Below are 13262 nucleotides of genomic sequence, written 5' to 3'. Positions count from 1 at the left end.
AGGGAAACGGGCCTGCCCACCCGGGGTCCCCACGAATCCAGCGCCCGAGGCGCTGAATTCGCGGGGTGCCCCGCCCCTTGCAACGCCAGCCGCTGAGCCGATCGCTTGAGGTGCGGACGCTCAGCCCCGGCTACGCCGGGGCTGAGGCCCAGGGGAATTACACCACTGCGGGGGACGCAGGCCCCCATCCTCACGGCAACACCATTCCCACGGCAACAGCCCACTCAATTAAATGTCTGTTTGAGAAATGGACCAGTTGAATTGGGGATATATCCAACTTGGACTGGTCGCCTTGATGTTTGGCGGCCTGCAGGTGTGGTGGTTCAGCAGCGTGTTTAGGAGTTTGCTGAAAAACCAAGCCTGCGCGAAAATGGATTAACCGCCCAGCCCAGATGCGAGGTCACCGGGAGCGCAGCGGCTCCCTGTTCTCCTACGTGTCGATTGAGGAGCGGATCCCGGCCAGTCATCCGCTGCGGCGGATCCGGAAACTGGCGGATCAGGCCCTCGATCGGCTCAATCCCACCTTTTGCGCGCTCTACGCCGCAGAAGGCCGGCCCTCGGTGCCGCCAGAACAGCTGCTGCTGGCCTCGTTGCTGCAGGCGTTCTACGGGATTCGCTCGGAGCGGCTGTTGCTGGAGCAGCTGCACTACAACCTGCTGTACCGCTGGTTTGTGGGCCTGAGCCCGGATGATCCGATCTGGCACCCCACCACATTCACCAAAAATCGGGAGCGGTTGCTGAACGAGCAGGTCATGGGGCGCTTCCTGGAGAAGCTGATGGGTGCTCCGGAGGTCAAGCCGCTACTCAGCGACGAACACTTCTCAGTGGATGGCACCCTGCTGCAGGCCTGGGCGTCCCATGCCTCACTGGAGCGGACCGATGGTCAGCAGGACCCACCGCCACCGTCGTCAGGCCCTGGCGAGGGCTTTGGCGCTCCAAAGCCCGGTAAGAAGCGGGCCAAGGGTGACTTCCGCGGCATCAAGCTCAGCAACAAGACCCACCGCTCCAGCGTCGATCCAGACGCCTTGCTGGCCCGCAAGTCCAATTCCCACCCGGCCCAACCCAGCTACCGAGGCCACGTGCTCATGGACAACCGCCATGCCCTGATCGTCGATTGCCGCGTTACCCAAGCAGTGGGTACCGGGGAGCGGGATGCCGCCAAAGCGATGGCGGCTGACATCCCCGGTGCCCACCAAAAAACCATCGGTGCCGACAAGAACTACGACACCAAGGGCTTTGTCGCCGAGATGCGTCGCATCGCCGTGACGCCGCACGTCGCTCAGAACACCGCCCGCTCTGGTGGCTCCGCCATTGATGGCCGCACCACGCGCCACGAGGGCTACGCCAAGTCGATCAATGCCCGCCGCGGTATCGAGAAGGTGTTTGGTTGGATCAAACAGTGGGGCGGTCTGCGCCAATTCAAACTGCGCGGCACCGACAAGGTGAGTGCGGTGTTTGGCCTGCACGTGATCGCCTACAACCTGATCCGGCTGGGCAACCTGCTCTTGGCGCAGCCTTCTCCGAAGGAGTGACCGGCGATGGCGGCGGCATGAACAGGTGGTTGCCCAGAGGTGTGCCAATGAGGCGGCCTCCAGGAAGCCCCAACGGGGCAAAACGCCTGAAATCGGGCGTTCTGAACCGCTGAAACGCATCATTTCAGCCCGAACGGAGCACAATCAGCTCTCTGGAGGGAAAAACGCGGCCTTTCAGGCAGTTTTTCCGCAAACTCTTAGAAGACGTGACCTGGCGCGGCCCCAAAGTGCTGGAGAGTTCCGCAAAACCCTGGAAAAGATCTGGGGGAAGGAACAGGGGCGGCGTTAGAGCCGCATAGCAGGCGTCGATACTGCCCAGGGGCAACTAGCTACGAACTGCATTCCAGATCCACCAAGCAACCACTGCCAACAGAACCCAAGGCACCAGTGATCGAAAGACCAGCCATACCAGCAGAACCAACAGGGCCGAAATCCCAGTGCGCTTTGTGAGCGCCTTGGCCTCATCGGTCATGAAGCGCCAGCGAGGGATCAGGGCCATCGTCTTCAAAAAGCGAACTTCAGCACCGCCTGAACCAAAACAAACCCCACCAAGGCCGCAAAGGCAAGCAAGGAGGGAGAACCAGACAAATCCATAAGGCGGCCCCACATGGATCCATTTCTAAAGCAAATCCCAAAGGATGCCGTAGCGATACATACATCAGTGCGAAAAAGCACATTCAGGATTTTTGCCGACATTCCAGGCCGCCAAGCGGCGGGGGCTGGACGCCTGGAGCTGGCGGCAGAAAAACGGCCATTTGACCGCGATGCTCACCATCACGCAACAAATCGGCTACAATATGAAAAATTAAAGCGCCATGATCACTGGTTTCCTGGGAGTTCTGTTCGCAATGCTTTCCTTTGTTCAGGTGCCGCAATGGAGCAACGATTGGACCAAGTGTTCTGTAGCCGTGCCTGACACCGCCTGTCACTGGTATGTAGTGAATCCCGACAACACTTTTGGCAAGGGATTTAGCTGGATCACCGCCCCTGAATATGATGTCACCGCTCTGCGAGATATCGGCATTCAGCACGAGGTAACCGTGGCCCAGGGATACCAAACGACAGTGGAATTGATGAACTCCAAATCAGACCTAAAATACGGTGACGACTACTAAGTTTAAAACTCCTTTCTAGCTAAATTTTTCCTATATTTGCCAAAATGTTATCCACACTAGGGCTGATATTCTCTTCAGGTTGTGTATTTCAAGGTAAGCGTAATATTTGCACTCCTTCTGCTAACTAAAGCACCGAAACCTTGAGCACATAGTTTCCCCAGGTTATTTCGTTCTTAGTATTTTCATGAGGGAAGCGCGAAATCTTTCCCCATATTTGCGGAGATCAGAGACTGAGGCAAGTTCTACGAATGTTGGATCTGCGCCGTCATGGATCTCAACTTTTTTACTGCCACCAAAAAAGTGAAATCTCACAATAGTTTTCAGCCCGTCTTGGTCCACTAAAATATCAAAGTGGGTTTTCGTATCCCTGCCGATGAGTGTAGCTGGATCAATAACGCTCCAACATATTTCTCTCACGATGCGCAAGCCTTCAACCTCGTCTGAAGTGGTATCTACCCTTAGATCCATAATCGTCAAAGCCAATACAGAAACATTATCAGTCCATGCGGTGTCAGAGGGCGCAGAAGTCTAGGCAGCAATCTACTGACAACTACCTGAAAGCAAACCAGTCCAGTCTTTGACTTGCTCCATCCTCGGCATTCTGAACCAACTCCACGCCCTTGACGCCTCCATCTTGTTGATACCAAGGATCACAGCAGACTGCGGAGAAAACCTGTTGCGCCTCGCCCAGGGTCGTAAATGAAGCAACCTTGACGACGCCCCAGGAGTCGTGGGTGTAGATCGCAAAGGGCATTCCATCCACCAAAAGGGACTGCTAATTTATCATTTTTGTGTTCCAGCTGGGGTTCCTCTAAGGGGTTGGATCATTCATTGGCAAAGCACAGAAATACAACGAGCAGACTGACAACGAACAGGTCACCACCTCAGATGTTATTGATTTTCTTCCCTGAATTGTGAATTGAAGGCAATGCCTGGATGGATCTGAGCATTCGTCAGAAGTTTGTAAGCATCATGGAAGCAAATCTCCCAAAAATTATCTGCGGCCAATCGGCACATCGAGGGCCTCCCTGAGGCAAGGAAGGCCCTGAAATTCCCAGCTACAGGAACGATTCATAACAGTCTGAACCGTCTCAAGATTTGTCAAAAGCGGAGAGGGTGGGATTCGACTTGAAAACAAGAAGGTTCTTGCCGGAATGATTTGGGACAGTTTCGGTTCAGTCTCACAATGATATCTCACATAATATCTCACACAATGCATCGAGATTCAATGAAACCGCAAGGGATAAGCAGGGACATCTGATCCAGACCAACGGATGTTAAATCGAAAACAATTTCGGATCCGTCGGTATGGCATGTGGTCTGTCACCCACCCTCAGGACACCACCCCTGGCGAACCTCCCGCCGTGCCACCCACTGAGCGCATCGCTTGGTCAGGTGCTCGCCTTGAGGAATCAGACCCTGGTGAATCGGACAGGTCAGCAAGGTGACGCAGTGCCTTCCCACCTCGTAACGGAAGTGCTGACAGGTGATGCAGACGCTTGAGGAGCGGGATGGTTTGAGGACATCCCACTCCAGGAACTCCCACTCCTCAGCGGGGGTCGCAGGTGGCACAGGGCGGACAGCAGGCATCACACAAGAGCGGATACACCTGTACTACTCGCAATGTGGCGGGATGGTCAAGGAGTCCATTGAGACCCTTGGCGCCCCAGTTCGCTTCAACACCTTTTTGCCGTATCGCTTCTGAACCGCAGGCAAAAGCGACTGCTGGACCTGCCACATAAATGCATCCACACGCTCCCGCCGTTCAGCAGAAGAGGCGATGTGCTCAGAGAAGGCACCTGCGTGGCACAGATCAACCAGCAGTCCTACCTCTTCATCGCTGAGGCAGAGGAGGTGGTTGGTGCCGACTGATGAAACCCGCATGGTTCTTGCTTCAGTTGAACTCAGGCGTCCTGCCGCGGCGCAGTGACGGCAGTAGACACCTTGAGTCCTTCAAAGAGTTCTCCCAGCACAGTTGCCATCCTTGGTGGCAGTGCTGCCCCAGGAACGGACTGGGAAGCGACCACCAGAAGAGCAGTCGCATCAACAAGCGCTGACGCTTCTGCGTCACTCAACATAACCAGATGCTCACCGTCAGAATGCGAAATCCTCATCCCGTTGCGTTGGCGCGGGGATGACAATAGAGGGAGATGCCAATTTTTTGACACGTCCCAGTCCAATTAGGGCAGTGGCATAGACACCTCACGCAGAGAACTGGTGGGTGAGCGACCTGCCAACTGGGATAAAGAAGTGCCTATAACGGTCTGTGAGCACTGCGGAATAGTCGTGAAGGGCACCCAGTGTGCACTGAAGCAGCACCAGCAGGGCAAGGAATGCCAAGGGGCACAAAGCGCCCTGAGGTGCCCAAGCAGATAGAAGCAGTAGACCAAAGAGGAGATCGGAACTGGCGACACAGCAGGGGTTTCAACTCGTTGTGTTCACAGAGAGCAGTTTCACCATTTCTTCACAAGAAAAATGTCCACGAGGACAACTGGCGCCAAGTCAAATTGGTTAGATTTGTGAAACTCAAGCATCATGCCTCAAGGAAAGGCAGACTTTCAGTATCGTGTCTTCGTCAATTCTGTTTTCACTCAACTGGAACCAAACAGGTGATCTGGAGAGCGAAGATCTTGAATACGTGCTGTCGGCATTGACGAATGAGGCAGAAGCGGGAAGCGATGAATTGTCTTCCCTCCTGAAAAGACAGACTTCGCGCCAGTAGAATTAACGACGCGGATCAAGTTGCTTTACCCAGGCAATATAAGTTGATTGAATATCTGAACTCTGGATACATCCAACTGGGACTGGTCGCCCTTGTCTTTGGCGGTCTTCAGGTCTGGTGGATCAGTAGCGTTACTCTGGATACATCTTTAGTAGGCGAGACCTGGCACGACCCTTGAGCGAGGGCGAGTTCCGCAAGACCCTGGAGCGGATTTGGAGGAAGAAACGCTGATCAGGCAGGACCGCTCGCATTCGGTTACAGAACTTCATAGAATGTCGCTATGGTCATCGAGTGGTCCTGGACGGGTCCGCTTTTTTTTGGCAAAACGGTTGTGACCGCATAGAGGCGCAACCGTTGCGCTGCTATGAGAATTGAGATGGACTATGCGAGAACCGCATAACGGGCAAAACCCAGTCCAGCAGGCGAGAATGGGCGGAAGTGACCAGACCGAGTGACCGACTCAGCGAACTTCACGACACCCGAAGCAGACGGCGAGGATCTGAGTGACCTGCTCCTGGAGGTGCTCCCTGGTGATGGCAGCACGATGGGCAACCAGTCAGCACGGGAGGCGCTGAGTGGGGCAGCAGAGCGCCAGATCAGCGAAGAGGAATATTCAGCAGTCAAAGACCGCCTGGTGGGTCTGGGTCTGATCCTCAAGGGGCAGGGGCGTGGTGGATCCGTGCGCCTGGCAGAAGGCATCGAGGGCGGCAGTCGCTACGAGGCACCCTCAGCACCCAGCACCAATGGCAACGGTCGAGGTAGAGCGAAGAAGGAAGCACCCGCCAAGGATTTCAAGGCAGTGCTCTGGGCGAGTGCCGACAAACTTCGTGCCCAGATGGATGCGGCGGAATACAAGCATCTGGTTCTGGGTCTGATCTTCCTCAAATACATCTCAGACACCTTTGCCGCCCAACAAGGCAAGGTGCTGCTGATGGTCAGCGACCCTGCCTCTGACAACTATGTGGGCGATGACGCTGCCGACCATCAGGCGGCACTGGAAGACCGTGACTACTACACCCAGGAGAACGTGTTCTGGGTTCCTGCTGATGCTCGTTGGGAATCGCTGCGGGCACGGGCAAAGCAACCTGATATTGGTCAACTGATCGATAAGGCACTGGTTGCCATCGAGAACGAGAACCTTCCCTTGAGGGGCAAGTTGGATAAACGGTTTGGCGGTGCCCAACTGGAACCAGGGCGACTGGGTGAACTGGTGGATCTGATCTCCACTATTGGATTTGCTGACGACCAGCGATCAGGTGATGTGCTGGGTGAGGTCTACGAATACTTCCTGGGTCAGTTCGCCAGCGCAGAAGGCAAGAAGGGCGGTCAGTTCTATACACCTGCTCACGTCGTCAAAACGCTGGTTGCTGTGCTGGCACCCCATAAGGGTCGGATCTATGACCCCTGCTGTGGTTCAGGTGGGATGTTCGTTCAGAGCGAGAAGTTCATTCAGGCGCACGGGGGCAAGCGGGATGATGCTTCGATTTACGGGCAGGAGAGCAATCCAACCACCTGGCGGTTGGCAGCGATGAACCTGGCGATTCGTGGTTTTGCTGCTGATCTGGGTCAGGAACCTGCTGACACCTTTGCCAGAGACCAGTTCCCAGATCAGAAGTTTGACTACATCCTTGCTAACCCACCGTTCAACATTTCGGATTGGGGTGGTGAGAAATACGAAAGTGATCCACGCTGGGTTTATGGGAGACCACCTGTAGGCAATGCGAACTATGCCTGGTTACAACATATGCTCTGGAAACTACGCCCTGGTGGTGAAGCAGGTGTAGTGCTGGCAAACGGATCAATGAGTTCCAACCAAAGTGGTGAGGGGCAGATCCGTGAGGCGATGGTGCGTGGTGATGTGGTTGAGGTGATGGTTGCTCTGCCTGGGCAGTTGTTCCTCAACACTCAGATTCCTGTCTGCCTTTGGTTCCTGACGAATGACAAGACCCAGCGTGGTCGAGATCGCCGTGGAGAGACGCTGTTCATTGATGCCCGCCAGATGGGCACGATGAAGACACGGGTTGAGCGAGTGTTGACGAATGAGGATATTGCCAAGATTGGAGACACCGTTCACGCCTGGCGTGGTGATGGTGAGGTGTCTGATGCTTATGAGGATGTCGCTGGTTTCTGCTACAACGCCAAGTTAGAAGAGATCGAGAAGAATGGTTTTGTGCTCACGCCTGGTCGTTATGTGGGTGCAGCGGATGTTGAAGACGATGGTGAGGCATTTGATGAGAAGATGAAGCGCCTAACTGGGTTGCTCAAGCAGCAACAGGAAGAAGGAGCAAGGTTGGATCAGCAGATTTCTGAGAATCTGAGGAGGTTGGGATATGAGTGAACTTAGACAGATTGAGAAGATTGCCCAGATCAAACAAGGTCGCTATACATCACCAAATGAACTCAGCGAAAGACCGACTGAGCACTCAAAAGTGCCCGTCTGGGGTGCCAATGGAATCTTAGGGTATACCCAGAATGCTACATACGAAGAAGCACAACCGCTGGTGACCTGTAGAGGCAATGGATGCGGTCTTGTTCAGTGGTCTGGTGGCAGGGCGCATATTTCAAATAACGCAATGGCGATAGTTCTCCCCAGTCAGAGTCAACAGTCAAGCAAGTATCTCTATTACTCGCTACTTAATACAGATTTTACTGATGTAACGACTGGTTCAGCGCAACCCCAGATAACGATGGGGCACTTGAACAAGAAGGAAATATTTTGGCACTCAAATCCTGAAGAGCGCACGGCAATCGCCCATATCCTCGGCACCCTTGACGGCAAGATCGAACTCAACCGCAAGACCAACGAAACCTTGGAGGCGATGGCAAAGGCGCTCTTCAAGTCGTGGTTTGTGGATTTCGATTCAGTCAGAGCAAAGGCAGAAGGTCGATCCACTGGATTGCCAGCAGAAATCAGCGATCTATTCCCTGATTCATTTGAAGATTCAGAACTGGGTGAGATACCGAGTGGATGGAGAACTGGTTCACTTGACGAGGTCGCACTAAATCCCAGAGAAACAGCGAAACCAGGCGAGATGGATTCAACTGATCGCTATATAGGATTAGAGCATATGCCCCGAGGCAGCATTTGCCTTGGCGAGTCAGGGGAAGCAGAGGAACTGGAGAGTAACAAGAATAGATTCAGAGAAGGCGATATTCTCTACGGGAAACTGCGACCATATTTCAAAAAGACAGGTTACGCTCAGTTTGATGGAGTGTGCTCCACAGACATCGTTGTCACAAGGAAGAAGGGAGACAGTGGCACTGGTTTTATCTGTTGCTTATTGGCAAGTGACCCATTTATTGATTTCACGGTCGCAGCATCCACAGGAACCAGGATGCCGAGAACAAGTTGGGGGGATATGTGCGAGTTCCCAATCGCCATACCTACGCCACGCTTGCTGAAGGAGTTTGACATTCAGTTTTATTCACTCATTGAACGTATAAAGATGGGTTGCGAATATTCGGTTCGTCTCTCTTCCATACGAGACGCCCTCCTCCCCAAACTCATCTCAGGTGAAATCCGAATCCCCGATGCCCAGCGGATGATTGAGGAGGTTGGGGTCTGATGGCACTTATCACAGAAGACCATCTGGAGCAGCAGTGCTGTGAGTGGTTCACGGAACTGGGATACACCCACGTCTTCGCCCCCCAACTCGATAGCGACGGCACCTCCCCAGAACGCACCGACTTCAGGCAGGTCATCCTCACTGGGCGACTCCGTTCAGCACTCCAGCGCCTGAACCCAGAAGTTCCAGAGAGCACCATCGAGTCAGCGGTGCTCCAACTGGCGAATCCCAACGTGCCTGGTCTGCTGGCATCCAACCGTCAGTTCCACCGCTGGATGACCCAGGGTTTGCCCATCACCTATATGGATGGGAACCAGCAGGTTGGCATCCGTCTCAAGGTCATCGGATTCGACGACTCTGCCTCCAACGACTGGTTGGTGGTGAACCAGTTGGCGATCCAGGGCAGCAAGCACAACCGCCGCCCTGATGTGGTGGTCTACCTGAACGGTTTGCCCCTGGCAGTGATCGAACTGAAGAACCCTGCCGATGAGAAAGCAGACATCTGGGCGGCGTTCAACCAACTCCAGACCTACAAGCAAGACATCCCAGACCTCTTCACGCCCAATGTGCTGCTGGTGATCAGCGATGGCATCCAGGCACGGGTCGGTTCGCTGACTGCTGATCGAGAGCGATTCCTGCGGTGGCGCACGATCTCAGGGGAGAACGACCTCGATCCACTGGGTGCTCACCGTGATCTGGAGACCTTGGTGCGAGGGATGTTCGACAAGGGGCGTCTTCTGGATTTCATCCGCTCCTTCTGTCTGTTTGAGGAAGACGGGCAGATCATCAAAAAGATCGCTGCCTACCACCAGTTCCACGCCGTTCAAGCAGCAGTGGAGCGGGTGGTGGAAGCAAGCAAACCTGACGGCGATAAGAAGGGCGGGGTGGTCTGGCACACCCAAGGTGCTGGCAAGAGCATTGAGATGGCGTGTCTGGCGGGCAAGTTGCTCACCGATCCACGCCTGGAGAATCCGACCCTGGTGATGGTCACAGACCGCCAAGACCTGGATGGTCAACTGTTCGGGGTCTTTGCTGGGGCGGGTGACCTATTGGGTGAACCCCCTAAGCAGGCAGACAGTCGCCAAGAACTCAGGGAACTACTGGGCAACCGACCCAGTGGCGGCATCATCTTCACCACCATTCAGAAGTTCGCCACCGACCCTGAAGAAGACAAGTTCCCTGCCCTCACCGACCGCCACAACGTCGTGGTGATCTGCGACGAAGCGCACCGCACCCAATACGGGTTCAAGGGTCGCTTCGACACCAAGACAGGGGAGATCAAATACGGGTTGGCAAAGGCACTCAGAGATGCCCTGCCCCAGGCGACCTTCCTTGCGTTCACGGGAACACCTATCTCCCAAGACGACCGTGACACCCAGGCGGTCTTCGGGCACTACGTCTCCGTCTACGACATTCAGCAGGCAGTGGAAGACGGTGCCACGGTGCCGATCTACTACGAATCCCGCCTGGCAAAACTGGCGCTCAAGGAACCACTGCTCCCCCAGGTGGATGAGCAGGTGAATGAACTCTTCTCAGATGAAGACGACATTCCTGCTGCTGAACGGGCAAAGAGCAGGTGGGCAGCACTGGAAGCACTGGTGGGCGCTGAACCACGCCTACAGCAAGTGGCAGCAGATTTGATTGCCCACTTTGAGCAACGCTCACGCACCCAACCAGGCAAGGCGATGGTGGTGGCGATGAGCAGAGATATCTGTGCCCGCCTCTATGAGGCAATCGTTGCCCTGCGCCCTGACTGGCACGATGACGACCCCAAAAAAGGTGCCATCAAGGTGGTGATGACGGCATCGGCATCGGATGAGCAATATCTCCAACCCCACCACACCACCAAGCAGCAGAAGAAAGATCTGGAGAAACGGTTCAAGGATCCTGCCGACCCGCTCAAGATCGTGCTGGTGCGGGATATGTGGTTGACGGGGTTTGACGCTCCCTGTCTGGCGACGATGTATGTGGATAAACCGATGAAGGGGGCAAACCTGGCGCAGGCGATTGCCCGAGTCAACAGGGTCTTCAAAGACAAACCCGGCGGTCTGGTGGTCGATTACATCGGCATCGCACCTCAACTCAAGGAAGCACTGGCGACCTACACCGCATCGAAGGGCAAAGGTCTTCCGACCATCGACACCAGTGAGGCGGTGCGGATCCTCAAAGAGAAACTCCAGGTTGCCCGTGACCTGCTCCACCCGATTGATTGGAGTGGGTTCAGGGATCCCAAGACAGCAATGGCACTTCTGCCCAACTGCCTGGATCACATCCTTGAACTACCAGATGGCAAGCAGCGGTATTGCGACACCGTGCTGGCGATGACCAAAGCATTTGCCCTGTGCGGAACGCTTGATGAAGCGATGGCGCTCAATGATGAGGTGACTTTCCTTCAGGCGATCCGAGCACCACTGGTCAAAGGTGATGGCACAGATGGCGGTGATGGTGGTGCCCCCAAGAATGTTGATTTTCAGTTGCGGCAACTAATGTCTGATGCCCTGGTGGCAGATGGAATCACTGATGTCTTCAAGGTCGCAGGTCTACAAAAACCTGATCTCAGCATCCTGTCGGATCAGTTTTTGGCAGAGGTCAGCAAGATCCCCCAGAAGAACCTGGCGGTTGAACTGCTCCAGCGGTTCCCCCGGTTTCAGGAAAGATGTCACCCCTTTGATCCATCCATCCGGGGGCTTGAGGACATGACCAATGCGCCGATACAGCGAGGCCGTTAAGGCTGATGTGAGGAGACGGATGCACCCGCCCCACAGGCAGAGCGTTGCCCGGATTTCAGAGGAGCTGGGCATCCACGTGATGACCCTCTACAAATGGAGGAAGGCCTGGCGGTTGCAGGGAGAGGTGGTGCCGGCATCCGAGAAGGAACCAGAGGGCTGGAACGCCGCCGACAAGTTCACGGTGGTGCTGGAAAGCGCCGGGCTCAATGCCACCGAACTCAGCGCCTACTGCCGCGAGCGGGGCCTGTTCCCTGAGCAGGTGAGCCGTTGGCGGCAGGCGGCCCAGGATGCCAACGCCAAGCCGGTGCTGACGATGGCCGAACAGAAGGAGCTCGAGAAGCTCCGCGCCCAGGACCAGCGGGAGATCAAAGCCCTAAAAAAGGAGCTGCAGCGCAAGGAGAAGGCCATGGCGGAGATGGCGGCTTTGCTGGTGCTGCAAAAAAAGTGGGATGCCTTCTGTTCGGAGGACGCGGAAGGCTGACCAGCGCCGTGCACCGGCGGAAGGTGATCGAGCTGATCGGGGAGGCCAATGCTGCGGGCGCCGGCCTGGTGAGGGCCTGTGGTGTGATCGGCATCTGCCTGCGCACCCTCAAACGCTGGCGGAAAGCCTTCCTGGGTGATGGGGACGGCGTGGATCGCCGTAAAGGCAGTGCTCGCCTGGTGGGTCACCGCCTGAGCGAGGAAGAGCGCCAGCGAATCCTGCTGACGTGCAACCAGCCGGAGTACGCCGCGCTGCCGCCAGGGCAGATCGTGCCGGCACTGTCCGATCAAAAGCTCTTTATTGCTTCAGAGAGCAGCTTCTATCGGGTGCTGCACCAGGCGGGTCAGTGCCACCGCCGGGGGAGGGCCAGGCTGCCTCAAGAACCGCGCTCGGTGCCGCGCCTCAGGGCGGATGGCCCGAACCAGGTTTGGAGCTGGGACATCACCTTTCTGCCGACCACGGTGCGAGGTGTGTGGCTCTACCTCTATTTGGTGGTCGATGTCTGGAGCCGCAAAGTGGTGGCATGGGATGTGGCCGAGGTGGAATCGGCCCAGATCGCAGCGGATCTGGTGCAGCGGGCCTGCCTCAAGGAGCGCTACCACCGCCCCAGCGGCTTTGGCAGCCGCCAGTGCCAGCAGCAGCCCCTAATACTCCACGCCGACAACGGCAATGCAATGCGTGGGGCCACGCTGGAATCACGGCTCGAGGAGATGGGCGTGCTCAGATCCTTCTCCCGGCCAAGGGTCTCAAACGACAACCCGTACTCGGAATCCCTGTTCCGTACGGTCAAATACCGGCCTGATTACCCGAGCCGGCCCTTTGCCAGCAAGGGCGAGGCCTGTGAATGGGTGGCAGCATTTGTGGATTGGTACAACCACCGGCACCACCACAGCGCGATCAAATTCGTGACGCCCCACCAGCGCCACAGTGGGGCTGCCGCGGCAATTTGCCAGCAGCGCACTGATGTCTACGAGGCCGCCCGCCGTGCCAATCCAACGCGCTGGAGCGGTGCCACCCGCTGCTGGAATCAACCGGCAGAAGTGTGGATAAACAAGCCAACAGAAGAGCCCGATCCGGTCCTGGCGCTACCCTTAATCAAGGCCGCCTGAATGGCAGC

Annotated in this window: 8 protein-coding genes and 1 pseudogene; 7 read left to right on the top strand and 2 right to left on the bottom strand. The window is 56.0% G+C overall.

Annotation, left to right across the window (positions count from 1 at the left end):
* Nucleotides 1-392: 392 nt before the first annotated feature.
* Entirely contained in the window at nt 393-1532 is a 1140-nt protein-coding gene (locus H8F27_RS11890; RefSeq protein ID WP_197148268.1) for an IS5 family transposase, read from the top strand.
* A 325-nt stretch (nt 1533-1857) separates the two neighbouring features.
* On the opposite strand, the gene H8F27_RS11885 is transcribed toward H8F27_RS11890, so the two are convergent.
* Nucleotides 1858-2031: a hypothetical protein gene (locus tag H8F27_RS11885; protein WP_197148267.1), complete on the bottom strand. Its 174-nt coding sequence runs from the start codon at nt 2029-2031 to the stop codon at nt 1858-1860.
* Nucleotides 2032-2218: 187 nt separating this feature from the next.
* Between H8F27_RS11885 and H8F27_RS18050 the strand changes: the two genes are divergently transcribed.
* Nucleotides 2219-2341: a hypothetical protein gene (locus H8F27_RS18050; protein ID WP_255517695.1), complete on the top strand. Its 123-nt coding sequence runs from the start codon at nt 2219-2221 to the stop codon at nt 2339-2341.
* A 6-nt stretch (nt 2342-2347) separates the two neighbouring features.
* The gene (locus tag H8F27_RS11880) at nt 2348-2647 is read left to right on the top strand and encodes a hypothetical protein (RefSeq protein ID WP_197148266.1); all 300 of its coding nucleotides are present in this window, start codon (nt 2348-2350) and stop codon (nt 2645-2647) included.
* Nucleotides 2648-3197: 550 nt separating this feature from the next.
* Here the strand turns inward: H8F27_RS11880 and H8F27_RS11875 are convergent.
* Entirely contained in the window at nt 3198-3401 is a 204-nt protein-coding gene (locus H8F27_RS11875) for a hypothetical protein (RefSeq protein WP_197148265.1), read from the bottom strand.
* Between the two features lie 2419 nt (nt 3402-5820).
* On the opposite strand from H8F27_RS11875, the gene H8F27_RS11870 reads away from it, so the two are divergent.
* The 4 genes and pseudogenes from H8F27_RS11870 to H8F27_RS11855 all read left to right on the top strand — a co-directional run bounded on the left by H8F27_RS11870 (nt 5821) and on the right by H8F27_RS11855 (nt 13254).
* Nucleotides 5821-7707 carry a class I SAM-dependent DNA methyltransferase gene (locus tag H8F27_RS11870; RefSeq protein WP_231596237.1) on the top strand — a complete coding sequence of 629 codons (1887 nt, stop codon included), beginning with the start codon at nt 5821-5823 and terminating at the stop codon, nt 7705-7707.
* Nucleotides 7700-8935: a restriction endonuclease subunit S gene (locus tag H8F27_RS11865; protein WP_197148264.1), complete on the top strand. Its 1236-nt coding sequence runs from the start codon at nt 7700-7702 to the stop codon at nt 8933-8935. The genes H8F27_RS11870 and H8F27_RS11865 overlap by 8 nt, the downstream gene beginning before the upstream one ends.
* Nucleotides 8935-11664, top strand: coding sequence for a type I restriction endonuclease subunit R (locus tag H8F27_RS11860; protein WP_197148263.1), 2730 nt, complete (start codon nt 8935-8937; stop codon nt 11662-11664). The genes H8F27_RS11865 and H8F27_RS11860 overlap by 1 nt, the downstream gene beginning before the upstream one ends.
* Nucleotides 11639-13254, top strand: a pseudogene (locus H8F27_RS11855) (IS3 family transposase). Before H8F27_RS11860 ends, H8F27_RS11855 begins: the two are co-directional and overlap by 26 nt.
* Nucleotides 13255-13262: the final 8 nt, after the last annotated feature.

Origin of the sequence: Synechococcus sp. CBW1108 (genome assembly GCF_015840335.1) — a bacterium.
Taxonomy (GTDB): Bacteria; Cyanobacteriota; Cyanobacteriia; order PCC-6307; family Cyanobiaceae; genus Cyanobium_A.
The sequence above is the reverse complement of the archived record's forward strand: the minus strand, read 5'-3'. Positions and strand labels throughout refer to the sequence as shown.

Excerpts from the sequence above, each read along its gene's own strand:
- H8F27_RS11875 (WP_197148265.1), bottom strand. The coding sequence starts at position 3,401 with ATGCCCTTTGCGATCTACACCCACGACTCCTGGGGCGTCGTCAAGGTT.
- H8F27_RS11885 (WP_197148267.1), bottom strand. The coding sequence starts at position 2,031 with ATGGCCCTGATCCCTCGCTGGCGCTTCATGACCGATGAGGCCAAGGCG.
- H8F27_RS11890 (WP_197148268.1), top strand. The coding sequence starts at position 393 with ATGCGAGGTCACCGGGAGCGCAGCGGCTCCCTGTTCTCCTACGTGTCG.
- H8F27_RS11880 (WP_197148266.1), top strand. The coding sequence starts at position 2,348 with ATGATCACTGGTTTCCTGGGAGTTCTGTTCGCAATGCTTTCCTTTGTT.
- H8F27_RS11865 (WP_197148264.1), top strand. The coding sequence starts at position 7,700 with ATGAGTGAACTTAGACAGATTGAGAAGATTGCCCAGATCAAACAAGGT.
- H8F27_RS11860 (WP_197148263.1), top strand. The coding sequence starts at position 8,935 with ATGGCACTTATCACAGAAGACCATCTGGAGCAGCAGTGCTGTGAGTGG.